Here is a 23,093-nt window from a genome sequence, read left to right on the forward strand (position 1 = left end):
CGTTATGAACTAAACCGTTGCAAATTAGCAATGCGCAGTGGCGCAGGCGGATGCGAGCTATAAAAAGCTGTATAGATTGGATCCGGTGTTAAGGTTGATGCATTGTCTTGATACAGTTTGACTAGCGCAGTAATCAAATCTTTTGCTGAAGATTTTTCCGCAGCAAATCCGTCAGCCTCATACTCATGTTTGCGTGATGCCAAACTAGAGAGCGGTGTGAAGAAAAAGCTAAACACTGGTGAGACGAGCATGAAGAGTGCCAAAGCTAGGCCGCCGTTATAACCATTGAGATTAGGCATGACGCCTAAATCTGTATAGAACCAAACCTTGGTGCTAATCCAGCCTAAGAGGGCGAACATCGCAAAGCTCAGGGCAAATGAGACCAAGAGGCGTTTACGAATATGCTTGCATTTGTAGTGACCAAGCTCGTGTGCGAGTACAGCCTCCACTTCGCCTGGGTTAAGTTTTTCAATTAAGGTATCAAAAAATACAATCCGCTTTGCCTTGCCCATGCCAGCGAAAAAGGCATTGCCATGGGCGCTACGTTTGCTGCCATCCATGACAAATAGGCCCTGACTCGCAAAGTCACAACGTGCAAGCAATGCTTCAATCTGCGTCTTCAAAGGACCTTCATCTAAGGCTTGAAACTTATTAAAAAGGGGTGCAATAAAGGTTGGGAAGATCCACTGCATGAGCAAGCTAAAAATGGTCAGTACTAACCATGCCCACAGCCACCATAAGTCTCCTGTCTTAGCCATCAAGGTCAAAATAACCCAGAGCAGCGGAATGCCAATGGCACCCCCTAAACCTAGCCCTTTGAACATATCAGAGAAAAAGAGCGTCTTATTCATACGATTAAAGCCAAAGCGCTCTTCCAGATGGAACTGTTTGTACCAAGAGAAAGGAATATCAATAATGCCGGAGATGATCGCGATGGAAACTAGCAGGGCAATTTGCTGAGCAATGCCTTCGCCCAAAAATTGCAGTAATGCCATGTTCAGAATCTGTAGCCCACCCAATAAGGTGAAGCCAATTAAAATGATGGCGCTAACCCCATTCTCTAAAATACCTAGGCGTAATTTGGCGATAGTGTAGTCAGCTGCTTTTTGATGCTCGGCGAGAGTCACTTTTTCAGCGAAATCAGCTGGTACAGCATCGCGATGCTGCGCTACATAGCGAATTTGACGTTGGGACAGCCAGTGGCGCAAGCCAAAACTAGCAATAAAGGCGATTAGAAAAACAATTGTGAATGTCATGAGATCATTATAGATATGAGCGAGCAAACTAACATTACAGCAACCACAGCAAGCGCAGCAACTTCAGCAACTTCAGCAACCAAGGCGGCACCAGCCAATGAACGCCTGATATGGGTTGACATGGAAATGTCGGGCCTAAACCCAGAAACAGAGCGGATTCTAGAAATTGCCATCATTGTGACCGACGCCCATCTCAATACTATCGCTACGGCGCCAGTTTGGGTGGTGCATCAAGAGGATGCACTTTTAGACGCAATGGACGCCTGGAATAAGGGCACCCATGGTCGTTCTGGCTTGATTGAAAAAGTAAAGGCATCCACTCTGGATGAGGCAACAGTTGAGGCCGAATGTATCGCTTTTCTGAAGAAATATATTAAGGCAGGCATTGCGCCCATGTGTGGCAATACGATTGGGCAAGACAGGCGCTTTATGGCAAAGTACATGCCAAAACTAGAGGCCTACTTTCATTATCGAAATATTGATGTGTCGACTTTGAAAGAGCTATGTAAACGTTGGCATCCTGAGTTGGTCAAAGGCTTTACTAAGAACCAGGCTCATACAGCATTAGCGGATATCGAAGAGTCTATTGAAGAGCTTAAGTATTACCGTGAGAAGTTTATTGTGCCGTTACCGCAGTGAGCGGATCGAAAAGCAAGATGCAATAGACGGAGTAGTCGGAATAAACAAGGCCCACAGTGTGGGCCTTTTCTTTATGAGTTCAAAAGAATCAAATTCCAGATTTCTTAATGGCACTTTTCGGTCTAAAGACTTTAATGACCGTTTCATCGGTTTCAATATAGGGGCCGCCGATTAAATCGATGCAGTAAGGTACCGCAGCAAAGATGCCTGGAACAATCGATTTGCCATTTTCATCCTTAAGACCTTCCAATGTTTCAGCAATCGCTTTAGGCTGTCCCGGTAGATTGATCACCAGGGCGGCATGATCTTCAATCTCCCTGAGGACGGCAGTTTGTCGAGAGAGGATTGCAGTAGGTACAAAGTGCAGGCTAATTTGACGCATTTGCTCACCAAAACCTGGCATCTCCCGGGTTCCAGCTTCGCGAGTTGCCTCTGGGGTGACATCTCTTCTGGAGGGGCCTGTACCACCTGTACTAAGGACTAAGTCACAACCTAGCTCATCTACTAGCTCAACGATCGTCTCAGTAATGATTTCTAACTCATCGGCAATGAGCCGTTCATGAAAGACGCAGGGATTGTTGATGGCCTTCACAAGCCATGTTTGCAGGGCGGGGATGCCTTCGTCCTGATAAACGCCTTTACTGGCACGATCTGAGATGGAAATGAGGCCGATTTTGACCTCATTTGGGCTATTTCGTTTTAGGGCTTCTGTATGCTTCATGTTTCTATTCTAGCTATTATTGAGGCATGTTTACATACACATCCAACCAGTTTCAAGAAATCATCGATTTCATGCTCAAAGAGGCCAAAAGAAGGGGTGCCTCAGATGCCGTTGCTGAAGTTTCCGAGGGGCAAGGTCTTTCCGTTACCGTTCGTAAAGGAGAGGTTGAGACCATCGAGCAAAGCTTGGATAAGCAAGTCGGGGTTACTGTATTTTTGGGTCACCATCGTGGCAACGCCAGCACGAGTGATTTTTCTAAAGAATCTTTAAAGGCCACGGTAGATGCTGCTTATCACATTGCCCAACATACGGCAGAAGATCTTTGCGCTGGACCTGCAGAAGCTGAGCTCCTAGAAAAAAATCCACTCGATTTAGATTTATTTCATCCATGGAATTTGGATGCAAGCCGCGCTGTAGAAATTGCTCGCATTGCAGAAGGCGCTGCTTTTTCTGTCAGCAAACAAATTCAGAATAGTGATGGCGCATCAGTATCTGCACATCATGCCCATTTCATGATGGGTACCTCCCATGGTTTTATGGGCGGCTATCCATTTTCTCGTCACTATATTTCTTGCGCACCGATTGCAAGCTCAGGTGGGAAGAAGGCTCACATGCAGCGGGATGATTGGTACTCCAGCTCTCGTATTCCTGAAGAGTTAGCTGATCCTGCAGCAATTGGAGTGTATGCAGCTCAAAGGGCCCTATCACGCCTAAAGGCAAGGTCTTTAAGTACTCGGCGTTGCCCGGTCATCTTTGAAGCTCCTTTGGCGGCAGGCTTATTGGGTGGACTGGTACAGGCGGTTTCGGGTGGCGCACTCTATCGTCGCTCTAGCTTTTTGCTCGATAGTTTAGGTAAGCAGGTATTGCCAAAACATATCAGCTTATTTGAAGATCCGCATCTAAAGGCCATGACTGGTAGTGCGCCGTTTGATGAGGAGGGTGTCAAAACATCTGCTCGTACAGTGGTAGATAAAGGAATACTCGAGGGATATTTTTTATCAACTTATTCTGCGCGTAAGTTGGGTATGAAGACTACTGGCAATGCTGGTGGATCACATCACCTTACTTTACAGAGTAAGAAAACGCCGAAAGGTGGTTTACCAGCATTGCTAAAGGAAATGGGTACCGGCTTACTGGTCACTGAGTTAATGGGGCAGGGTGTTAATTATGTAACGGGTGATTATTCACGTGGTGCATTTGGCTACTGGGTGGAGAATGGAGAAATTCAGTACCCAGTTGAAGAAGTTACGATCGCTGGTAACTTGCGCGATATGTTGATGGATATTGAGCTGATTGGTAGTGATACATTGATTCGTGGCACTAAAGAAACCGGATCTATCTTGCTAGGCTCGATGACGGTTGGCGGAAAATAAACAAGTAAATAATACAGACCGATGATTTTTAAAGGGAGACGGTAATGCAAAGACGTTCATTTTTAAAGCAAGCCACTATTGGAGCGGGAGCCGCAGCCTTAGCCGCGCCATCCATTGCTCAAAGTCTGCCAACATTAAATTGGCGCCTAGTATCCAGCTTCCCCAAATCCTTAGATACCTTATTTGGTACTCCTGAAGTATTTGCCAGCGCTTTGCGTAAGGCGACTGATGGTAAATTTAACGTCAAAGTATTTGCAGCCGGCGAAGTGGTACCACCACTTCAAGTATTGGATGCTGTCCAAAACGGTACAGTTGAGTGTGGACATACCGCTAGTTATTACTATCTAGGTAAAAACAGCGCATTTATTTTTGATACTGCCGCTCCATTTGGTATGACGGCTCGCCAGCAATCTGCATGGATGCTTCATGGTAATGGTATGAAGTTAATGCGCGAACTTTATGCCAGTTACAACATTGTTAATTTTTTGGGCGGTCAAACTGGTACGCAAATGGGCGGCTGGTTTCGAAAAGAAATTAAATCTCCAGAAGACCTCAAAGGACTGAAATTCCGTATTGCTGGCTTTGCTGGCCAGGTGCTCGCAAAACTGGGTGTTCTCCCACAACAGCTTCCTGCTGGTGAGATTTATTCTGCCTTAGAAAAGGGCACGATCGATGCTGCTGAATTCGTTGGACCATACGATGATGAGAAATTGGGTCTAGCTAAGGTAGCGAAAAATTACTATTACCCAGCCTTTTGGGAAGGCGCTGCAGGACTTTCTTTCTTGGTCAACAAGAAGCAGTGGGATTCACTACCGCCTTCCTACCAGGCTGCATGGGAAGCGGCTTGTTTTGAAGCGCATACCGATATGTGCGCTAAGTACGATGCGCTTAATCCACCTGCGTTACAACGCCTTTTGCAAAATGGCGCCGTACTACGCAAGTTCAATACTTCAGTCCTAGATGCTTGTTTTAAAGCCAGCCAAGATACTTATGCTGAAGAGTCTGCTAAGAACCCCCAATTCAAAAAGATTTTTGATGACTATCGCGCTTTTAGAAACATGGAAGCACAGTGGTTTAATGTTGCTGAGCAAGCATTTGCTCAATACAGTTTTACTAAAAAACTTTGAGAAAAAATTCTCAGCAGATGACTTCCATACTCTTGCAGCCCAAATGAATCTCTCTGAAGTTTGGGTTCGCATTAAACGACATCCCTTGTCTCGTGTGGGGCCAGGATTAGTCACCGGTGTTGCAGATGATGATCCCAGTGGGATTGTTACTTACTCTCAAGCGGGGGCGCAGTTTGGTTTAAACATGCTGTGGACTATGCCATTTGCATACCCTTTAATGTCGACTATTCAGGTCTTGTGTGCACGTATGGGTAGAGTAACGGGGCGTGGTCTGTCTGCCAATATGAAGCTCGCCTTCCATCCGGCGGTACTTGTAACTCTTGTATTGCTTCTGTTGGTTGCAAATGTTCTGAACATTGCTGCTGATATTGCTGCGATGGGTGAGGTTGCGCAGCTGGTTACTGGCATTAATTGGCACATCATGACGGGCCTCTTCGTCTTGTTGACCTTAGTTTTGCAGATACTCATCCCATATCGTCACTATGTATTCTTTTTGAAATGGCTGTCCCTCTCTTTATTGGCTTATGGCGCAGTGCTCTTTACCGTTCATATTCCTTGGGGTGATGTCATTTGGAGTACCTTCTTTCCTCAAATCTCGTGGGGTGCGGATTCTGCTGCAGTAGTGGTTGGTATCTTTGGCACCACTATTAGCCCCTATTTATTTTTTTGGCAATCGTCTCAAGAAGTAGAGGATATGAATTTGCATGGGCAGCCAAGCCTACTTGAGCAAAAGAATCCTGCAGAGACAAGTGCGGAGCTTCGAAGAATTCATTGGGATACCTGGAGCGGTATGCTGTACTCAAATGTCGCTGCGTACTGCATTATTCTTGCGACAGCAGTCACTCTTCATGCCGCTGGGATAAGGGATATCAATACTGCCGCTCAAGCTGCATCGGCATTGAGACCTCTTGCAGGTGAATTTACCTTCCTATTGTTTGCACTAGGGATATTGGGCGTGGGTCTGATGGGAGTTCCTGTGCTTGCAGGTTCAGCTGCCTACGCCTTATCTGAGGTGTTTGGTTGGCGCTCAAGCCTGGAGGATTCGGCTGCTCAGGCAAGTAAGTTTTACGCCATTATTGCTTTTAGCGTATTAGTTGCCCTTGCTATTCAGTACTCGCCCATTAGCCCTATGAAAGCCTTGTTCTGGAGTGCGGTGATCAATGGCATTGTTGCTGTGCCCTTGATGGTGGCAATTATGATCTTATCTTCCAAGCAATCTGTCATGGGTATTTATGTGGCCTCCTTAAGCATGAGGATCCTGGGTTGGTTGGCGACAGGCTTTATGGCTGTGGCTGCTGCCTATTTATTCATAGCTTGGTAAGATCTTTGGATGCTTGATTTATTCTTTACCTCCTTAACGCAGTCTTTTCATGCCCATTCACTTATATTTTTTGTGTGTGCAGTGATCAGTGTGATCATTGTTGGTATATCTAAAAGCGGCTTTGGTGCCGGACTGGGTATTCTTTCTCTGCCTTTGATGGCAAGCCAATCCAGTATTAATGAAGCATTGGCAATTCTGTTGCCGCTGTTAATCGCAATTGATTTAGTGGGCTTACGTCGCTTCATTCGCAATGCTGATTGGCGCATTCTGAAGATCATTATTCCGCCAGCAATAGTGGGGCTTTTATTAGGGATGATTTTCTTTACTGCCATCACACCCCAGGTCTTAACTCTGTCGATTGGGATTTTTACCCTACTCTTTTTGATTCAGAATCTTGCCATGTCTCGCATGGATGTGAAAGAGACTAAATCCTATCCCTGGCTTGGGCGTGCAATGGGATTGACATCTGGCTTCACTTCTTTTGTTGCGCATATTGGCGGTCCGCCGATCACGGTATATATGCTCAGAGAAAAGCTCTTGCCGATGGTTTATACCTCGACCTTAGGGGTCTTTTTCACGATCATTAACTTTGGGAAGCTAGGTCCTTATGCCTACTTAGACCTACTAAATTACCGGCAGCTGGCAACCTCCATTATCTTGTTGCCTTGTGTGCCGGCAGGGGTCTACTTTGGTTTTTATCTAGCCAAAAGAATCTCAATGAAATGGTATTACCGAACAGTGAGATTCTTTTTGTTAATTGCCAGTATCAAATTAATTTCAGATGGACTTATTTAGCCGCCAATACTTCTTGTAAAAAGCGCGAGATATCCATTAGCTCTTCATGATTTACCGAGTGCTCCATCGGATATTCATTCCAGTCCACTTGATAGCCCATATTTTCTAACAAGGCATGGGATGCTTGGGCGCGATCAAGTGTCACCACTGGATCATAGGTGCCATGCGCCATAAAGATGGGCGTATTGGAATTGGCTGAATGCTTTTGAACATTAGCCGTCATCGCCAGAGGTAGATAGCCAGATAAAGCCATAATGCCTCCAAGTTTGTGCGGAAAGCGCAAGCCAATATGTAAAGCCATTGCACAGCCTTGTGAAAATCCCGCCAAAACAATCTTGTCGTATGCAATGCCGCGGCTAGCTTCTTTTTCAATCAATTCAACAATAGACGCTGCTGATTTTTGAATGCCAGCAGCATCCTCTTGATCCATGAGATTTCTGCCGACAATGTCATACCAGGCTGGCATGACATAGCCACCATTGACAGTGACTGGCATGCTTGGTGCACTCGGAAATACAAAACGAATACCAGGGCATCCGCTTAGCTTGAGTTCAGGGACGATGGGTACAAAATCGTTGCCGTCGGCTCCTAGGCCATGTAGCCAAATAACGGCAGCGGTTGGATTTGGGGCGGTTTCCAATTCAATACACGGGAGCATATTCATATCCTCTAAGGTAGGTCATTTCAGCATTATCGACCCATCTACCCTTGCTGGTTATGTCTGAATGCCTGGCGGGGTCTAAAGATGAGTAGAATCACCAAATACCCCTCATTTATACAGGTCATACATGAACTCTAAAAAGCTAACCAACTTCATCCTGGGGTCGATGGTCCTGGGCGTATTCGTTGGCTACCTTGTAAATCTGTATGGTGCAGGCACTCCTTTCCCTGATCAATATGTCATTTATATTTCCATCCTGACGGATGTCTTCTTGCGTTTAATCAAGATGATCATCGCTCCTTTGGTATTTGCCACTCTGGTAGTTGGTATAGCCAAAATGGGGGATGCCTCGACTATTGGTCGCGTGGGTTTAAAAACCTTCTCTTGGTTTATTTCTATGTCGCTTGTTTCTTTACTGCTTGGCTTAGTGATGGTTAATATTCTGAAGCCTGGCATTGGTGTGGAATTAGCGCTACCTGCGATCGAGGCAAGCACGGGCCTTAATAAGGCTAGCTTGAATCTTCCTGATTTTGTACGTCATATATTCCCTGTCAGCATCTTTGATGCGATGGCTAAAAATGAGATCTTGCAGATTGTTGTTTTTGCCGTTTTCTTCGGTGTTAGTGCGGCAGGCATGGGCGCTAGGGCCGATGAGTTTATTCGCAATTTGGATATGCTCTCGCACATCATGCTCAAGATCACGACAGCAGTGATGAAGCTTGCTCCTATAGCCGTCTTCTCTGCTGTTTCAGCTGTCATTGCTGAGAATGGCGTGAGTATATTGATGACCTATGGCAAGTTCATGCTTAGCTTCTATGCTGCCATTTTCACCCTATGGATCGTCATTATTTTAATTAGTTCCTTGGTGCTGAAAAATCGTACTTGGACTTTGGTGAAGATGTTGCGTGAACCAGCCTTACTGGCTTTCACGACTGCCAGTTCTGAAGCGGCCTATCCAATGACTTTAGAGAGAGTAGAGCGCTTTGGTTGTAAAAACAAAATTGCTTCTTTTGTCTTACCTGTGGGATATTCATTTAACTTAGATGGATCAATGATGTATTGCACATTTGCTGCACTCTTTATTGCACAGGTATACGGTATTGAGATGGCGCTCAGTCAGCAGCTCTTAATGTTACTGGTGCTCATGATTACCTCTAAGGGTATAGCTGGTGTGCCGCGTGCCTCACTGGTGGTGATTGCCGCGACTTTATCGCAATTTAATCTGCCAGAAGCAGGCGTTCTATTAATTCTGGGGGTAGATCACTTCTTGGATATGGCGCGTTCTGCGACTAATGTGTTGGGTAACGGTCTGGCAACCGCTGTGATCTCGAAATGGGAAGGCGAGTTAGAGGGGTAGGTAAATAGCCTCAAATGAATCCCACTTTCACAAGGCTTGGGTGTAAGATGGTTTCAATTATTTAAGTTGGATAGAGAGGGTTGCAATGAAGCCGTTTTATATCGACTATCCCCAGGAAAAAATTGAAGAGCATCAACATGCCTATCGTTGCCTGCATTGCAAAATTTCAACTACTATCATTTTTGGCTTGTTAGAGAATCACGCTGAAGATTGCAGTTACCGCATCCTTCAAAGCAAGTCCACACAGCTAAAAGCAAGGGCTACATCTAATAAAGTACATTTTGATGAACCCCATATTGACGAGGTGGATTAATGAGGACATATCCGATTGCCCTGGAACTAACTATTTGGGAAGATCTCGGCCTTAATCAGTATGAAGTGACTATTGATGAAGTCTCTAATATTTCCATTAAGCGCACAGATGATGTGCTGCGTACGCGAGAGCTAACAAGCAATGAGGTGAGTACATTAATTGCCGCTATTGAATCTCTGAGAGTGCCAGTTAGCGAAGAGCCTAAAGGGGATGAGAATATTAAAGTGTCGACAAGCTATGAGCTCATCGTTGAGTCTGCTCACTTTTCTCTGGAATTTAACTGGGAAGATGTTGATGCAGGTGGTGTGAATGCAAAAGCATTTACTTCGGTTTCGGCATTGGCGGCTGTAGTGGTAAGCCTAGACTTGGCTCACTGAAATCTGACTAAGCTTTCATTACAATAAATTCTCGTAGCAAGACTTTTTCTCTACATTGCGAGAAGGAAAATTGTGTACTGAGTTTTCGGGTATTCGTCGCTACAATTTTCCATCTGGTATGAGATTGGTCTAATCAGGTTATTTAAGTCGTGCGCTTTTTCGAGTCCTCTCATAAAACGCACCTGGTTTAGATGCTACCCAATGAATAAATTTCATCATTTCTGGATGCTCTCTCAAGATCTGGACATGATGATATTTTTGGGCCAATTCCGACTCAGTAAACAGAGCGTGAATTTGCTTATGGCAAATACGGTGGAGATATTCAGTAGTTTTGCCGCCCTTGGACTTGGGTATAAGGTGGTGGGCATCCTTTTGTGAATTTGGAATTACTCGATCGCAAATTGGGCAAATGAGCGCCTCAGCCTGTTGTGAAAGGGGCTGATCTAATGCAATCAGTTTTTGGCGAATTTTTCCAATCATGGGTTCAAGCTAGTTTATTAAATAAGTCTTAAACTTGCAGGGTGTCAAAACCGACCCCCAAAACCCTCGTAGAGCCAGATTTATCTCGCCTCATTGAAATGGCTTGGGAAGACCGTACGCCATTTGATGCCATTGAAGAAACCTTCGGCCTGGGTGAGCCTCAAGTGATTGCCATTATGCGTAGAGAGCTCAAGCGCAGCTCCTTTGAGCTCTGGCGCAAGAGGGTGACTGGAAGGGCAACCAAACATAGTGCCTTGCGCAGCGAAGAAGTCACTCGCGCATATTGCCCTACCCAATACAAAAATAAATGAAGCAGCAAGTGAAGTCTTCTGGGCGCTTATTTCTGATTCTGGGAGATCAACTCGACTTGAATAGTTCCGCCTTGCGAAACTTTAATTCACAGTCTGATGAAATCATCATGATTGAGTCAGCCAATGAAGCTCAGTACGTCTGGACTCATAAAGCCAAAATTGCCTTATTTCTCTCAGCAATGCGTCACTTTGCGAAGGCCATTGAAAAGCTGGGCTACCCTCTTACGTATATTCAAGATTCTTCGTTATCGATTGTAGAGACTCTTAAAGAACATATTCTGAAGAGGAATATAGGCCACTTAGTTTGTATCGAGCCAGGTGAGTGGCGCTTAAAGCAGGCAATTGAAGCATTGGCTACAGAGCTCAACATTGAGCTCGAGATGCTTGAGGATGATCATTTCTATTGCTCGCGCCAGGAATTTGTTGAATGGGTTGCCAATAAAAAAGAACTTCGGCTTGAGTATTTTTACCGCTTGATGCGTAAGCGCCACAATATCTTAGTAGACGGGGAGGGCAACCCTGAGGGTGGCCAATGGAACTTTGACCAAGACAACCGTAAGCCTTATCCCAAAAAGGGGCCAGGCATCATTGATGCTCCGGCAGCGTTTGAGGCTGACGCTATCACGCAGGGCGTGTTGGTATTTGTTGAAAAAACTTATCCAGATCACCCCGGATCATTAGAGTCATTTAATTGGCCGGTAACTAGAGATCAAGCCATACAAGCACTGGAGTATTTTGTTGAATATCGCTTAAGAAACTTTGGCGTATATCAAGATGCTATGTGGACCAAGACTCCATTCGGATGGCATTCTATTTTATCGAGCGCTCTCAATCTCAAGTTACTCAATCCCCGTGAGGTAGTCGATGCAGTCATCATCGCTTGGAAAAAGTATTCTCTAGATCTATCGACAGTTGAAGGCTTCATTCGGCAAATATTAGGGTGGCGTGAGTTTGTACGTGGCATGTATTACCTAGATATGCCCCAGATGGCACAAGATAATTATTACGATCACCAGAATCCATTGCCTAAATGGTATTGGACTGGACAGACCCAGATGGCCTGTATGAAAGATGCGATTGGCCAAACACTGCAATACGGCTATGCACATCATATTCAGCGCTTGATGGTGACTGGCAACTTTGCGCTCCTAGCAGAAATTCTGCCTCAGGAGGTATGTGAGTGGTATTTGGCGATCTATGTGGATGCGATTGAATGGGTTGAGCTGCCCAATACAGCAGGCATGGCTTTATTTGCAAATGGTGGTCGGTTTACCAGTAAGCCCTATATAGCGAGCGGTGCATATATCAAGCGGATGAGCAACTATTGCGGTTCTTGTAAATACAAGCCTGAGGTTCGTTATGGCGATGAGGCATGTCCTATGACTACCCTATATTGGAATTTCTTGATCAAGCATCGAGAGCAATTTGAAGCTAGCCCGAGGACCAAGTTAATGACTGCCAACCTCAAAAGAATCAGCGATGAGGATCAGCAACAAATAACACTTCATGCCAAACACATTCTGAGTCAATTGGATGATCTGTAGTCAATATGAAGACATCATTCAAGGGAAATAAAAGTTTTCTACCAAGCAAGATCTGCGTGGTCTGCAATAAAGAAATGACTTGGAGAAAATCCTGGGCTAAAAACTGGGAATCAATCAAATACTGCTCTGATGCTTGTAGGGCTAAAAAGTCTCCGGATGGTTTAAAAAGTATTTAATTTTGAAGTGTCAACCCACTATAAACCTGACCCGTTATGTAGGAAAGGATGGAGTTCCTTTATGACTGGGAGGTCTGCATGAAGAAGATGCTCGTTTGTTTGCTTACAGGTGTAATGCTAGCTGGACTGGTTACATCGGCCAGTGCTCATGGCTGGAGAGGTGGGTATTACTATGGTGGCGGTTGGCGAGGCGGCTGGGCCCCATTTGCAGTAGGTGCAGTTGCAGGTGTTGCTGTGGCTCATGCGTACTATAGGCCTGCCCCTATTTATTACACCCCACAGTATGTTTATCCTTCGCAACCTCAAACTGCTGCGTATTGTCCAGAAAACGGGCTTTACTATCCGCAAACTCAAGCTTGCCCTAGTGGCTGGCAAAGAGTGAATTACTAGATATAAGCAATAAGGCCACTCAAAAGTGGCCTTATTGACTGGATTGCTATTGCTGCTAAATACGATTTATTTTCCGCAAGGAAACCTACCTGCCAAGAAACGCAAAATGGTATCTGCAGCTGGTTCAGTTGCATATTTGGTATTTGCTTCCGCCCATTTAACGTATTCCTGAATCACTTCTTTGCGAGTTGGCGCAGGTTGATTTACGCAAATAAATTCTGGAGCTGACTTTGGGTTGCGAGTCACCAAGTAAGTGTCATATACAGCTTGACCATAAATTTCACAGGTAATAAAAGTACCATTAGTACCTTTGCAGTCTTGCAAGAGTTCTTGAGTACTAATCATATTGGCCGCCTGAGATCCGCTTGAGAAACCTAAAACTGCGCTAGTAAATGCCATTAATAGAATTTGCTTTTTCATGTTTGTTCTTTCGTATTAGTCTTTAATAAATTTAAATTCGTATTTTCCTAGCGGCGACCTCTAAAGCCACCGCCAAAATGTTCTCCGCCTGCGCGGGCGCCACCACCGCCGAAGCGATCACTGCCACCATTAAATTTAGCGCCACGTGCATCACCAAAACCACTAGAGTCGCTTCTAAAGTTACTTGGTGAGCTATCGCGATTCATTGGAGCTCGATCACTAGAGCGATCATTTTGCCCATAATTTCGATCGCCATTGTTCTTAACGCTGCGATCCCCATCATGATTGCCTAAGTTGCCGCGATCATCGCTGTTGATTCCATTTTTTTGCAAATTCTGACGCAGCTGATCACGCTCGGCATTACGATTTGCGCCACCACCACCCACATTGTCGTTTCGACGCTGTTGATCTGGCTTCCAGTTACTAGTGCCGTTTTTATTACCATTCCAATTGTTATTAGTATTGCGATTGAAGTTGTTATAGGTGTTGTTATTAACGGTAAGTGAGTTGCCGCCACCGTAACCGCCCCAATGGCAACCGCCCCAGAGCGCTGCTCCTACAGCCATACCAACACCAAATGAGAGAAGTGCTGTGCCAGCTACATATCCGGGCGGATAGTAGGCAGCTGGCGGATATGCGGGATAAGGCCATGCACCATACACCACAGTTGGATTGTAAGAAGGCACGTAAACCACTTGTGGGTTAGTTGGTTGAATGATGATGGTCTCCGATGAGCCGCCACCTTGAGTGGTTACAGTTTGCTGAGCGTTAGATTGCAGTGAGCCGGATTTCTTGGCCTTAGCGCGGAGTGCTTGAATCGCGGCCATCGTATCGGATTGTTGGGCTAATACAGCATTACCTAAATTTTGTGTCCAACTGAGTTGTGAGCCCATCATCTCCAAAACAGGCGGAAAGGAAACTAAAGACTTGACGCTGGCATCCCAATTTTGTTGTTGCAAAGCATTATTTAATGCATCGCCTTTGAGATTGCTATTGGCTCGCAACCAATTGGTTGCCTCTGAAACTTCTAATGGATAAGTAGAGGCCATGAGAATTTGTGAGACTAAGGAGTCTGGGTATAAGGCAATTGGCGCTACTAGCGCTTCTAATTGCGCCTGAGATTGCTTGCTTGCTTGAGTTTGACTATTGCCTTGTGCATAAGTAACTGGTACCACAGCCGGCAGACTGAGTACGGTAACCAGCATGCCTGCCAGTAATTGAGAGGGAATCCCTCGCTTTTTTGGTACCAACATTAGCGCATCCTTATGATTGAGTAGAGAAAATATTCTACTCAATGTTAGATGGTTAATGGCTATTTCAATGGAGGAAATGCTTGCAAAGGGGTAGCTGAGTCTTTAACAGTGGGAATATTGGACAATATCAACATGAAGCCTGTTTTGTACTCCTATCGCCGGTGCCCCTATGCAATGCGCGCACGTATGGCATTGAAATATGCTGGGATTGATGTTGAGCATCGCGAAATCGAGTTGCGTAACAAGCCTCAATCAATGTTACTAGTATCACCCAAGGGAACTGTTCCAGTGCTCTGTCTTGATGATGCGGTGCTAGATCAAAGTCTAGACATCATGCTTTGGGCTATTGAGCAATCTGATCCAGATGGTTGGATAGATGTAGATGATGCAATCGCCCAAGCATGGATTGAGAAAAATGATGGTCGATTTAAGGTTTTATTGGATCAATATAAATATCCCAATCGATTCCCAGAGCTAGACCCGCAAGCTGTTCTCGATGGGGCTTTGGAATGGATGTTGCTTCCTATGGAGAGATCTTTACAAAACTCCCAATACTTGTTGGGCAACAAGATGTCTTGGGTAGATATCGCTCTCTTTCCTTTTATTAGGCAGTTTTCAATGGTTGATGCAAATCAATTTGAGCAGCTCTCATTACCGGCAACTAAGAGATGGCTCACACAACATCTGGAATCAGAGTTATTTAATGCCGTAATGCAAAAGCATCCTGTTTGGCAAGATTAGATAGAAAGAAGCTTTTCAGTAAGCTCTAGGGATTGCAATGATGGCACTTCGATGGATCTGCAAGCTTAAACATTTTCATTCCTTCTGTTAGCTCATGATCGCATTTGAGACAACCCCAGACCTTGGCAATCTCCTGATCGGTTGCTAACCCACAGGCGTTGCAGGGCAAACCGCGCTTCACATCTTTAATCCAAAATCCAGGTGTTTGACATTGGGGGCATGGAGAATTCATCTTATTGGCAAGATCAATTGCGGCCTTGCGGATATTCTCCATTCTGGTGGGGTTAGCAAAAGCCCGTAAATCATTTTCTACGTATATAACGCCTTTTGAAGATAAGCCTTTCGCCCATTCAAAAGCTACTTTTAGTTCAGCGAGATCTTTGATGCCCTTTTTGGATTGCGGATGATATTCATCAGTAGGTTTAATGACTAAATAGTGCGATGGAAAGAGGGCGTTATCAGCAAATTTTTCTAACTCTTCCCAGTGACTAAGGCATGTATTGTTGTTTTGGGCTGGAGCACTAGAAAACCCAGTGATTTCTAATTGATGTTTCTGATCGACTAACAGTAGCAATTCGTTATTCCAGGGAATCATTCCAGAATGGGGATCATTTACAAATGCGCCTTCATTGGCGATTCCTAAGTCAAGCTTGAGAAGATCCATCCCAATCGCAGCTTTCTTGCGCACAGCATCTAATTGGGAGCCGTATCGGGGGGTCTCTTGCGTAAAGGTGCCCAATAGGTCGGTGTCGTATGCATCTGTTTGTTGTACAAGGCAGCCAACTTGCGTATTAAGTACATCAGCGATTACCTTCTCTTTGCCATGCTTGGTCAACAAGCTCACTGATCGATTGGAAAAGATGCTCATTTTCTTAAGAACTTATAGGTGTTGAATCTCTACAGAAATTGCTTTGCTATCAGGGTGTAGAGCGGGATGCCTAAAATGATATTAAAAGGGAAGGTAATTCCTAGGGACATACCCATATATAGCGCTGGATTTACTTCAGGCAGCGCATGACGCAGCACAGCTGGCACTGCAATATACGAAGCGCTAGAGGCAAGTACCATCAACAAAATCGCGTTGCCTAGTGGAAGTCCAATGAGTTTACAAAGCACAAGCGCAAGTAGGGCATGCGATAAAGGTGAGCCCATAGCATAGAGCAGCGTAATGAGCGGCTTTCCCCTTAGTCCCTTGAAGTTTCTGGCAGCCATCAGCCCCATGTCCAACAGGAAGAAGGCCAGCATCCCTTTAAATAAATCAATGGAGAATGGCGCCATGAGTTTTTGGCCGGAGTCTCCACTAATGAGTGCAACGGCCATAGATCCCAGCAGTAGAAATTGCGCACCATCGGTAAAGGATTCATGCAGAATTTTGGTAATGCCTACCGGCTCTTGCTTGGATACAGAGTCCATCGCCATAGAAGCTCTTGCCTTATTGGCAAGCACAATTGCCAGAATGATTGCAGGTGATTCCATGAGCGCCATAGCAGCTGCCATGTGACCACCATAGGCGATATTGAATTGGTCTAAGTATTGTGTTGCGGTAATAAAGGTAACAGCGCTAACTGAACCATAGGTTGCTGCAACTGCTGCTGCATCAAATGCACTCAACTTTCTTCGTAAGATCCAGTAACCAATGATGGGAATGATAGTGGCAAGAAATATCGCCAATCCTAGCGAGAAAGCAATTTCACTGGTGAATCCAGATTTATGCAGCGCAAAGCCGCCCTTCAGCCCTAAGGCCATCAATAAATAGAGCGATAAGAATCGAGAAATTTGCGGGGGAATTTCTAGGTTGGATTTGACTAATCCTGCGAATACCCCAAAGATAAAAAATAGTATGGCGGGGTCAAGGAAATTGGTCATAAATTTATTTTAGGTCTTACTTAGGAATTATTCTTACCCCCACGGTTTATGGGTAAATTAAGCCTCCAATGTCTAATGATTACCTACCCCTACAGAATGCGTAGGATAGGTCTTAAAATAGCAATTAAGTCATAACAAAGCAGGGTAACTGTGCATCGATGCATATTTTGGGGAAAGCAATGGAGCCTTTGGCAAATCTAAAAGTGGTTGAAATGGGGCAACTCATTGCTGGCCCATTCGCTGCTAAAACGTTAGCTGATTTTGGAGCAGATGTTATCAAGATCGAGCCGCCTAAGGTGGGGGATGCACTGCGTAAGTGGAGATTATTAAAAGATGGCACATCCATTTGGTGGCAAGTGCAGTCACGCAACAAGCGCTCACTTTCTTTAGATTTAAGAGAGGTTGAAGCTCAAGACATTGTCAGGACCTTAGTGAAGGAAGCGGACATATTGATCGAAAACTTTCGCCCTGGAACATTAGAAGGCTGGGGTCTTGATCCAGAAAAATTACTGGAACTCAATCCAAAACTGATTATCCTCCGAATTAGTGGTTATGGTCAGACTGGTCCATACAGAGATAAACCAGGATTTGGGGTCGTTGCTGAAGCGATGGGTGGCTTACGTCATCTCACTGCAGAACCTGGCAGAGTGCCAGTGCGTGTGGGTATCAGCATTGGCGATACCCTGGCATCCTTGCATGGTGTGATTGGTATTTTGTTGGCATTGCAAGAACGACATAACAGTGGCAAGGGTCAAATTATTGATATTGCTTTGTATGAAGCTGTTTTTAACTGCATGGAAAGCTTGCTTCCTGAATACAGTGCATTTGGTGAAGTGCGCCAAGCAGCAGGTAGCGCCTTGCCTGGCATTGCGCCAACCAATGCCTACCAGTGTGCTGATGGTGGTTACGTATTGGTTGCGGGCAATGGAGATAGCATTTTCAAGCGCCTCATGACGGTCATTGGGCGCGAGGACTTGGGTAATGACCCTCAATTAGAGAATAACGATGGTCGGGTTAAGAGGGTAGTAGAGCTTGATCAAGCGATTGGTCAGTGGGCTAAAACAGTCGGCACTACTAAGGCTGTAGAAATGTTGGATGCAGCTGCAGTACCAGCAGGCCGCATTTATACCGTTGCTGATATCGCTAGCGATCCGCACTATAAAGCTAGAGAAAACATTCAGACTATTCAGATGCAAGATGGCAGCAAACTGGATGTCCCTGGTGTGATCCCCAAGTTATCACGTACTCCGGGATCTATTAAGACCCTCGCACCTGAGATTGGTCAGAACACCGATGAGATCTTAAAGAGTATTGGTCTGAGCGATGATCAGGTTGCCTCTTTAAAAGAACGCGGAATTGCATTTACCAAGTAAAAATAGAAGCAAAGAAAAAATAGAGAACCCAATGACCCGAATTTATTTTAATGATGTTGTGATGAGGGATGGCTTTCAGATTGAAGCTAATTTTGTGCCAACGGACGATAAGGTAAAGTTGGTAGATGAGCTCAGTGAATGCGGTTTTGCCAAAATTGAGGTGACTTCATTTACTTCCCCTAAAGCTATCCCGATGTTGCGAGATGCTGAAGAAGTCATGGGACGGATTAAACGAGTTCCTGGGGTGGAATACACTGTATTAGTCCCTAATCTCAGGGGTGCAGAGCGTGCCTTTGAATCTAAGGCCGATGAATTTAACCTTGTGATGTCAACCTCAGAGACTCATAACCTAGCAAACCTGAGAATGGGCAGAGAAAAGAGCTTTGCAGGATTATCTGAAGTAATTCAGTTTGTTGGCGGCAGAACGCCTATCAATGTTTCTTTATCTACATGCTTCGGTTGCCCTATAGAGGGTGAAGTTCCTCAAGCGGTAGTAGAGGGATTTGCACAACGCTTTGCTGATCTGGGTGTAAGAGGGATAACGATTTGCGATACGACAGGCATGGCAAATCCAGATCAAGTAAAAAAGATGAGCGAAGTATTACAAAAACGCTTTCCCAACTTGCAGCTTACTATGCACTTTCATAACACCAGGGGGATGGGTTTAGCTAATGTGCTGGCTGCTGTGCAATCTGGCATTGTGCGCTTTGATGGTTCACTAGGCGGCTTAGGTGGATGTCCATACGCACCTGGAGCGAGCGGCAATATTTCTAGTGAAGACGCTATTCATATGCTTGATGCCATGGGTTATGACACCGGAATGAACATTCCCAAGCTTTTGCAGCTAGCGAGGGAGCTGCCAGCAATAGTTGGGCATGCGGTGCCGGGGCAGGTAGCCAAGGCGGGTAGTACTTACACATTGCACCCTGAGCCTGATTACGTTGATGAATTGCGTCGCGCTCAATAAACGGAAAGAGTGTGATTAACCATTTAGACCACTTGGTGCTCACAACCGCTAAGGAAGTGGAGTGCATAGATTTCTACACCCGCGTGATGGGTATGAAACTAGAATCGTTTATTGGCGGTACCCCACCAGTAGAGCGCAAGGCATTTAAGTTTGGCAATCAAAAGATCAACTTGCACACTAAAGGTAAGGAGTTTGAGCCTAAGGCCGATATTCCAACCCCTGGTTCACTTGATCTTTGTTTTATTGCTGATCGCCCACTTGAGCAAGTAATTGAAAAGCTCAAAGCTGAGAATTGGCCAATTATTGAAGGCCCAGTTATCCGCACTGGCGCTACACAAAAGATTAACTCAGTTTATGTCCGCGACCCAGATCAGAATTTGATTGAGATATCTGAATTAATTTAAATGTCTTAGAACGGTATGTCCTAGAGTCTCTGTGTATTTAAGAGTTGCAACGACCTTCTTTCACACTATTAGAAGCAACCGTGAAATTCTTTGGATCAAGATAGGGGCTAGCGTATTAAGTCTAGGTGGCCTATCCTTAATATTGCGCTCAATATTAATATCTTAATGGCTTTATGCGGCCGCTTTTGTATATCAATCAGCTTGCTTGAGATTGGTTAAACTGATATTTCGTATTCGAACTTACTATAAAGAGATACAGCTATGAAGTACTTGTTAACTCTAGTTTCAGCGGCAGTATTACTTGGCCCATTACCAGTCTATGCTGACCCCTTTATATATCAGTGCCAAGTGATAGGCGATGCTTATATTAAGGCGGATGGATCTCTAGATGTATTGCAAGATAGCCCAAGAGTCGGACAGAAATTTACGGTAATGAAGAAAACCGGTGATGTCATTGGGGATGTTATGGACTCTTTAAAAAATCCTAAAGTGCTTTCATCTGGTGGTGTAAAAAATTCTTATAAAGTACTTTGGGAACAGAAGTCTTCCGATAAAAGTAGGCTCTATGTCGATTACTTGAGCATCGATGAATTTGTAAAAGGCATGCAGAAGCCTTTTGGTTTCTTTTCTGGAAGCTTGCTCTTAACAGGAATTTGTGAATAGTGAATAGCATTCAGTCTGAAGACTCTAGCGACTTGCCGCTCGATACCTTAAGGGTATTGGTGGTGGCTGCCTTCGCAGGAGCCTTGGTTGGAATAGTGGGCGGCGCTTTCAGGGCTGCACTAAATTTCATCACTAGCCATTTCCTTGCTTTTTCTGCCTATCTTCACAGTATCGATGGTGAATGGTTCGTTCCTGGATTTATTGTGGTCGGACTAATTACTAGTATTTGCGTCGGAATTTCTCGGATGTTGGTGCGCTTGGAACCCTCAACAATAGGTAGTGGCATCCAGCACGTCGAGGCGGTCATGCATGGAGTGGCTAAACCTAGTCCTTTTAGAGCTTTGCCAATTAAATTCTTTGGCGGTTTGCTATCCATTGGATCGGGTATGGCCTTAGGCAGGGAGGGGCCAACGGTGCAGATGGCTGCCATTATTGGCTCTGAATGTGGAAAATTAACTCGGCTTAAAGTCGTCGAGCAAGCTCTTCTGTATACAGCCGTTGCTGGTGCAGGATTATCCGTTGCCTTTAATGCGCCACTATCAGGAATTGCATTCTCATTTGAAGAGATATCTAAAAAAATCTCTATTAAGAGATTAATGGTGTCATTTGCTGCAGTTACTTCCGGAATGATAGTTTTCCGAAGCTACTTTGGAAATTCTATCGAATTTGTTGTCGGTGATCTATTGCCAGATTTAAGTATCAGCCTATATTTTTATATTCTCTTTTCAGTATTGCTCAGTTTTATAGCTGTTCTTTATAGCCGAACGATTATTGGCACCTTAAATCTCTCAGATTCATTTCCTGCTATTTCACCAGTGAATAAAGCAATGATGATCGGCTTTGGGTTAGGTGCACTGGCTTATTTTTATCCAACACTAGTGGGTGGGGGAGACATACAAGTTCAATCTCTCTTGAGTGAGGACTATTTTTTATTTCCTCTGATGCTGCTGATGATCGGACGCTTCTTTCTTGGACCCATTAGTTATTCCACTGGGGTTCCAGGCGGAATATTTTCACCAATTCTATTGATGGGCTCGGGTATTGGAGTGCTGTTTGTATTAGCTGTCAATCCACTATTAAGCCATATGGCATTGGGCCAGCTAGACCCCATTTCGTTTGCTTTGGTAGGCATGGCAGCATTTTTTACAGTGGTAGTCAGAGCGCCCCTTACTGGAATTTTGCTCGCTATAGAGATGAGCGGCAAAGTTGGTTTAATGATTCCCTTATTAATAGCTAGCGTTATCTGCACCACTATTCCTGTCTTGTTAAAACAAGAGCCAATTTATGACGCCCTCAGAGATAGGGCGCATCCATGAGTCAATAAATTCCTATAAGGAAGATAATTTGTCGGGAAACTATGTGGTTTAGTAACACAAGTCTCTAATGTAGGCTGCTCATATCAATAACAAACCGGTGCTTCACATCATTTTTTATGATCCGCTCAAAAGCGTTATTAATTTGATCCATTTTGATGATCTCAATTTCCGATACGATCTGATGTTTTGCACAGAAATAAAGCATTTCTTGTGTTTCTTTGATTCCGCCAACTAATGATCCAGCAATACTCCGTCTTCCATAGACCATCGGTTCAGTATTGAGCTCGGCAGAAGGTCCAATAAGCGCTTTAGCTCCCTACCGATTTGCAAGCTCACGGTAGTCAAGGTCGCTAGATAATCCATTGGTTATATGCATTGGTAACTCCAAACGTCCTGAGGAGTTTGGTATTGCTCTGATGGAGATGATGGGCGCCGACCCAAGGACTGCTCCAAAGATTGAGGTGATAGCGGTATCAGCTGCATCATGACCAGTACAGATACGTAAGAAGCCCATTGGAATAGCAACTCCAGAGGGATCAAATATGTACCAGCGCCCATCTAGATAAACCTCAACATAAGCATGAAAATCTGTAGGCCCCAGGATTGGATCTGAGCCGTAATCGATTCCCGTAACAAATCTAGCTGGAATGCTGAGTGCTCCACAAAGCGCAATCATCAGATGAGCATAATCTCTACATACCCCTGCTTTGCTAAGGTATGTATCAATCGCAGTAGTGTGCGCTGTGGAGGAATTGGCTTGAAAACGAACATGATTACAGACCCAGTTACAAATTGCTTGTATTCGCCCATACCCATGATCAAGTCCGCCAAACTGCTTAATCGCTATATCCCGCATGGAATCAGATTGGCAATAGCGGGAAGGGTATAGGTAGCTAATGACGGATCCTGGTAGGTCCGCAACTGGTGGTTCATGAATTTGGTTAGGGGGTGCTGAGAAATGATTTAAATCCACTATGCCACCATAGTTCAGGCGTAAGGCGCCGGGCATTGCTTTCAAGCGCAACAGCCTCGTGTATGTTTCAGGATTCTCATACATGATCAAATCGATATTCTGATTAGTATTTAAGTATTCATTACAAAGTATTTGATAGTCTGTTTTAGCTGCATGGATACTAAAAATAAAATCACTGTCCGATTGCTCAACTTCATAGTTCAGTTGAATGGAAAACTCGAGTCGAATTGTTGGGACGGAATACTGGGGAGAAAATGAGTTGCTCATATAGCGTGA

The 23,093-nt window shown here is 44.7% G+C and carries 27 protein-coding genes; 18 read left to right on the forward strand and 9 right to left on the reverse strand.

The window, feature by feature from the left end; all coding sequences use genetic code 11:
• Positions 1–2: 2 nt before the first annotated feature.
• Complete coding sequence (locus tag ICN36_RS06625; RefSeq protein ID WP_216227566.1) at positions 3–1,256, reverse strand: M48 family metallopeptidase; 1,254 nt, start codon at positions 1,254–1,256, stop codon at positions 3–5.
• A gap of 15 nt (positions 1,257–1,271) precedes the next feature.
• Here ICN36_RS06625 and orn point away from each other — a divergent pair, with 15 nt between their 5' ends.
• Entirely contained in the window at positions 1,272–1,895 is a 624-nt protein-coding gene (gene orn, locus ICN36_RS06630; RefSeq protein WP_216227567.1) for an oligoribonuclease, read from the forward strand.
• Between the two features lie 88 nt (positions 1,896–1,983).
• Here orn and mog read toward each other — a convergent pair whose 3' ends face one another.
• Positions 1,984–2,616 (reverse strand): molybdopterin adenylyltransferase, encoded by a 633-nt coding sequence (gene mog, locus ICN36_RS06635; protein ID WP_216227568.1) that lies wholly within the window; start codon positions 2,614–2,616, stop codon positions 1,984–1,986.
• Positions 2,617–2,642: 26 nt separating this feature from the next.
• On the opposite strand from mog, the gene pmbA reads away from it, so the two are divergent.
• The 4 genes from pmbA to ICN36_RS06655 are packed head-to-tail and all read left to right on the forward strand — an operon-like array spanning position 2,643 to position 7,232.
• The gene (pmbA, locus tag ICN36_RS06640; protein WP_216227569.1) at positions 2,643–3,989 is read left to right on the forward strand and encodes a metalloprotease PmbA; all 1,347 of its coding nucleotides are present in this window, start codon (positions 2,643–2,645) and stop codon (positions 3,987–3,989) included.
• A gap of 44 nt (positions 3,990–4,033) precedes the next feature.
• Entirely contained in the window at positions 4,034–5,116 is a 1,083-nt protein-coding gene (locus tag ICN36_RS06645; protein ID WP_216227570.1) for a TRAP transporter substrate-binding protein, read from the forward strand.
• A 43-nt stretch (positions 5,117–5,159) separates the two neighbouring features.
• Entirely contained in the window at positions 5,160–6,437 is a 1,278-nt protein-coding gene (locus tag ICN36_RS06650; protein ID WP_216227723.1) for an NRAMP family divalent metal transporter, read from the forward strand.
• Positions 6,438–6,446: 9 nt separating this feature from the next.
• A complete protein-coding gene (locus ICN36_RS06655; protein WP_216227571.1) occupies positions 6,447–7,232 on the forward strand; it encodes a sulfite exporter TauE/SafE family protein in 786 nt (261 codons plus the stop codon).
• Here ICN36_RS06655 and ICN36_RS06660 read toward each other — a convergent pair.
• On the reverse strand, positions 7,225–7,890 hold the full coding sequence (locus ICN36_RS06660; protein WP_216227724.1) for an alpha/beta hydrolase: 666 nt from the start codon (positions 7,888–7,890) through the stop codon (positions 7,225–7,227). The genes ICN36_RS06655 and ICN36_RS06660 overlap by 8 nt on opposite strands.
• 130 nt (positions 7,891–8,020) lie before the next feature.
• On the opposite strand from ICN36_RS06660, the gene ICN36_RS06665 reads away from it, so the two are divergent.
• From ICN36_RS06665 to ICN36_RS06675, 3 genes are all read left to right on the forward strand, one after another.
• Positions 8,021–9,250: a dicarboxylate/amino acid:cation symporter gene (locus ICN36_RS06665; protein ID WP_216227572.1), complete on the forward strand. Its 1,230-nt coding sequence runs from the start codon at positions 8,021–8,023 to the stop codon at positions 9,248–9,250.
• 85 nt (positions 9,251–9,335) lie between these two features.
• Positions 9,336–9,563 (forward strand): hypothetical protein, encoded by a 228-nt coding sequence (locus ICN36_RS06670; RefSeq protein ID WP_216227573.1) that lies wholly within the window; start codon positions 9,336–9,338, stop codon positions 9,561–9,563.
• Positions 9,563–9,940, forward strand: coding sequence for a hypothetical protein (locus tag ICN36_RS06675; RefSeq protein WP_216227574.1), 378 nt, complete (start codon positions 9,563–9,565; stop codon positions 9,938–9,940). The genes ICN36_RS06670 and ICN36_RS06675 overlap by 1 nt, the downstream gene beginning before the upstream one ends.
• Positions 9,941–10,078: 138 nt before the next feature.
• Here the strand turns inward: ICN36_RS06675 and ICN36_RS06680 are convergent, their stop codons facing one another.
• On the reverse strand, positions 10,079–10,420 hold the full coding sequence (locus ICN36_RS06680) for an HNH endonuclease (protein WP_216227575.1): 342 nt from the start codon (positions 10,418–10,420) through the stop codon (positions 10,079–10,081).
• A gap of 41 nt (positions 10,421–10,461) precedes the next feature.
• On the opposite strand from ICN36_RS06680, the gene ICN36_RS06685 reads away from it, so the two are divergent.
• The 4 genes from ICN36_RS06685 to ICN36_RS06700 all read left to right on the forward strand — a co-directional run bounded on the left by ICN36_RS06685 (position 10,462) and on the right by ICN36_RS06700 (position 12,841).
• Entirely contained in the window at positions 10,462–10,731 is a 270-nt protein-coding gene (locus tag ICN36_RS06685; protein ID WP_216227576.1) for a TIGR03643 family protein, read from the forward strand.
• On the forward strand, positions 10,728–12,275 hold the full coding sequence (locus ICN36_RS06690; protein WP_216227577.1) for a cryptochrome/photolyase family protein: 1,548 nt from the start codon (positions 10,728–10,730) through the stop codon (positions 12,273–12,275). The genes ICN36_RS06685 and ICN36_RS06690 overlap by 4 nt, the downstream gene beginning before the upstream one ends.
• A 5-nt stretch (positions 12,276–12,280) precedes the next feature.
• Positions 12,281–12,451, forward strand: coding sequence for a DUF2256 domain-containing protein (locus tag ICN36_RS06695; protein WP_216227578.1), 171 nt, complete (start codon positions 12,281–12,283; stop codon positions 12,449–12,451).
• Between the two features lie 78 nt (positions 12,452–12,529).
• Positions 12,530–12,841, forward strand: coding sequence for a hypothetical protein (locus tag ICN36_RS06700; protein WP_216227579.1), 312 nt, complete (start codon positions 12,530–12,532; stop codon positions 12,839–12,841).
• A gap of 66 nt (positions 12,842–12,907) precedes the next feature.
• On the opposite strand, the gene ICN36_RS06705 is transcribed toward ICN36_RS06700, so the two are convergent.
• Complete coding sequence (locus ICN36_RS06705) at positions 12,908–13,261, reverse strand: Rap1a/Tai family immunity protein (RefSeq protein ID WP_216227580.1); 354 nt, start codon at positions 13,259–13,261, stop codon at positions 12,908–12,910.
• Positions 13,262–13,308: 47 nt separating this feature from the next.
• The gene (locus ICN36_RS06710; RefSeq protein WP_216227581.1) at positions 13,309–14,514 is read right to left on the reverse strand and encodes a DUF3300 domain-containing protein; all 1,206 of its coding nucleotides are present in this window, start codon (positions 14,512–14,514) and stop codon (positions 13,309–13,311) included.
• A 132-nt stretch (positions 14,515–14,646) separates the two neighbouring features.
• Here ICN36_RS06710 and ICN36_RS06715 point away from each other — a divergent pair, with 132 nt between their 5' ends.
• Positions 14,647–15,255, forward strand: coding sequence for a glutathione S-transferase (locus ICN36_RS06715; protein ID WP_216227582.1), 609 nt, complete (start codon positions 14,647–14,649; stop codon positions 15,253–15,255).
• A 25-nt stretch (positions 15,256–15,280) separates the two neighbouring features.
• Here ICN36_RS06715 and ICN36_RS06720 read toward each other — a convergent pair whose 3' ends face one another.
• Positions 15,281–16,123 (reverse strand): DUF6671 family protein, encoded by an 843-nt coding sequence (locus ICN36_RS06720; RefSeq protein ID WP_216227583.1) that lies wholly within the window; start codon positions 16,121–16,123, stop codon positions 15,281–15,283.
• 29 nt (positions 16,124–16,152) lie between these two features.
• Positions 16,153–17,121 (reverse strand): sodium-dependent bicarbonate transport family permease, encoded by a 969-nt coding sequence (locus ICN36_RS06725; RefSeq protein WP_216227584.1) that lies wholly within the window; start codon positions 17,119–17,121, stop codon positions 16,153–16,155.
• Between the two features lie 179 nt (positions 17,122–17,300).
• On the opposite strand from ICN36_RS06725, the gene ICN36_RS06730 reads away from it, so the two are divergent.
• From ICN36_RS06730 to ICN36_RS06750, 5 genes are all read left to right on the forward strand, one after another.
• On the forward strand, positions 17,301–18,494 hold the full coding sequence (locus ICN36_RS06730) for a CaiB/BaiF CoA-transferase family protein (protein WP_216227585.1): 1,194 nt from the start codon (positions 17,301–17,303) through the stop codon (positions 18,492–18,494).
• A gap of 31 nt (positions 18,495–18,525) precedes the next feature.
• Positions 18,526–19,461, forward strand: a complete 936-nt coding sequence (locus ICN36_RS06735) for a hydroxymethylglutaryl-CoA lyase (protein WP_216227586.1) — start codon at positions 18,526–18,528, stop codon at positions 19,459–19,461.
• An 11-nt stretch (positions 19,462–19,472) separates the two neighbouring features.
• Positions 19,473–19,865: a VOC family protein gene (locus tag ICN36_RS06740; protein ID WP_216227587.1), complete on the forward strand. Its 393-nt coding sequence runs from the start codon at positions 19,473–19,475 to the stop codon at positions 19,863–19,865.
• Between the two features lie 261 nt (positions 19,866–20,126).
• Positions 20,127–20,528, forward strand: a complete 402-nt coding sequence (locus ICN36_RS06745; RefSeq protein ID WP_216227588.1) for a hypothetical protein — start codon at positions 20,127–20,129, stop codon at positions 20,526–20,528.
• Positions 20,528–21,844: a ClC family H(+)/Cl(-) exchange transporter gene (locus tag ICN36_RS06750; protein WP_216227589.1), complete on the forward strand. Its 1,317-nt coding sequence runs from the start codon at positions 20,528–20,530 to the stop codon at positions 21,842–21,844. The genes ICN36_RS06745 and ICN36_RS06750 overlap by 1 nt, the downstream gene beginning before the upstream one ends.
• A gap of 316 nt (positions 21,845–22,160) precedes the next feature.
• Here ICN36_RS06750 and ICN36_RS06755 read toward each other — a convergent pair whose 3' ends face one another.
• The gene (locus ICN36_RS06755) at positions 22,161–23,084 is read right to left on the reverse strand and encodes a transglutaminase family protein (protein WP_216227590.1); all 924 of its coding nucleotides are present in this window, start codon (positions 23,082–23,084) and stop codon (positions 22,161–22,163) included.
• Positions 23,085–23,093: the final 9 nt, after the last annotated feature.

Source organism: Polynucleobacter sp. UK-Gri1-W3 (assembly GCF_018881595.1).
In the GTDB taxonomy this organism is placed as follows: domain Bacteria; phylum Pseudomonadota; class Gammaproteobacteria; order Burkholderiales; family Burkholderiaceae; genus Polynucleobacter.

Coding starts and splice junctions, on each gene's coding strand:
- ICN36_RS06660 (WP_216227724.1), bottom strand. CDS start 7,890: ATGCTCCCGTGTATTGAATTGGAAACCGCCCCAAATCCAACCGCTGCC.
- ICN36_RS06705 (WP_216227580.1), bottom strand. CDS start 13,261: ATGAAAAAGCAAATTCTATTAATGGCATTTACTAGCGCAGTTTTAGGT.
- ICN36_RS06710 (WP_216227581.1), bottom strand. CDS start 14,514: ATGTTGGTACCAAAAAAGCGAGGGATTCCCTCTCAATTACTGGCAGGC.
- ICN36_RS06670 (WP_216227573.1), top strand. CDS start 9,336: ATGAAGCCGTTTTATATCGACTATCCCCAGGAAAAAATTGAAGAGCAT.
- ICN36_RS06650 (WP_216227723.1), top strand. CDS start 5,160: ATGAATCTCTCTGAAGTTTGGGTTCGCATTAAACGACATCCCTTGTCT.
- ICN36_RS06695 (WP_216227578.1), top strand. CDS start 12,281: ATGAAGACATCATTCAAGGGAAATAAAAGTTTTCTACCAAGCAAGATC.
- ICN36_RS06665 (WP_216227572.1), top strand. CDS start 8,021: ATGAACTCTAAAAAGCTAACCAACTTCATCCTGGGGTCGATGGTCCTG.
- ICN36_RS06735 (WP_216227586.1), top strand. CDS start 18,526: ATGACCCGAATTTATTTTAATGATGTTGTGATGAGGGATGGCTTTCAG.
- ICN36_RS06700 (WP_216227579.1), top strand. CDS start 12,530: ATGAAGAAGATGCTCGTTTGTTTGCTTACAGGTGTAATGCTAGCTGGA.
- ICN36_RS06675 (WP_216227574.1), top strand. CDS start 9,563: ATGAGGACATATCCGATTGCCCTGGAACTAACTATTTGGGAAGATCTC.
- ICN36_RS06625 (WP_216227566.1), bottom strand. CDS start 1,256: ATGACATTCACAATTGTTTTTCTAATCGCCTTTATTGCTAGTTTTGGC.
- ICN36_RS06725 (WP_216227584.1), bottom strand. CDS start 17,121: ATGACCAATTTCCTTGACCCCGCCATACTATTTTTTATCTTTGGGGTA.
- ICN36_RS06745 (WP_216227588.1), top strand. CDS start 20,127: ATGAAGTACTTGTTAACTCTAGTTTCAGCGGCAGTATTACTTGGCCCA.
- pmbA (WP_216227569.1), top strand. CDS start 2,643: ATGTTTACATACACATCCAACCAGTTTCAAGAAATCATCGATTTCATG.
- ICN36_RS06755 (WP_216227590.1), bottom strand. CDS start 23,084: ATGAGCAACTCATTTTCTCCCCAGTATTCCGTCCCAACAATTCGACTC.
- ICN36_RS06715 (WP_216227582.1), top strand. CDS start 14,647: ATGAAGCCTGTTTTGTACTCCTATCGCCGGTGCCCCTATGCAATGCGC.
- mog (WP_216227568.1), bottom strand. CDS start 2,616: ATGAAGCATACAGAAGCCCTAAAACGAAATAGCCCAAATGAGGTCAAA.
- ICN36_RS06720 (WP_216227583.1), bottom strand. CDS start 16,123: ATGAGCATCTTTTCCAATCGATCAGTGAGCTTGTTGACCAAGCATGGC.
- orn (WP_216227567.1), top strand. CDS start 1,272: ATGAGCGAGCAAACTAACATTACAGCAACCACAGCAAGCGCAGCAACT.
- ICN36_RS06655 (WP_216227571.1), top strand. CDS start 6,447: ATGCTTGATTTATTCTTTACCTCCTTAACGCAGTCTTTTCATGCCCAT.
- ICN36_RS06680 (WP_216227575.1), bottom strand. CDS start 10,420: ATGATTGGAAAAATTCGCCAAAAACTGATTGCATTAGATCAGCCCCTT.
- ICN36_RS06645 (WP_216227570.1), top strand. CDS start 4,034: ATGCAAAGACGTTCATTTTTAAAGCAAGCCACTATTGGAGCGGGAGCC.
- ICN36_RS06730 (WP_216227585.1), top strand. CDS start 17,301: ATGGAGCCTTTGGCAAATCTAAAAGTGGTTGAAATGGGGCAACTCATT.
- ICN36_RS06690 (WP_216227577.1), top strand. CDS start 10,728: ATGAAGCAGCAAGTGAAGTCTTCTGGGCGCTTATTTCTGATTCTGGGA.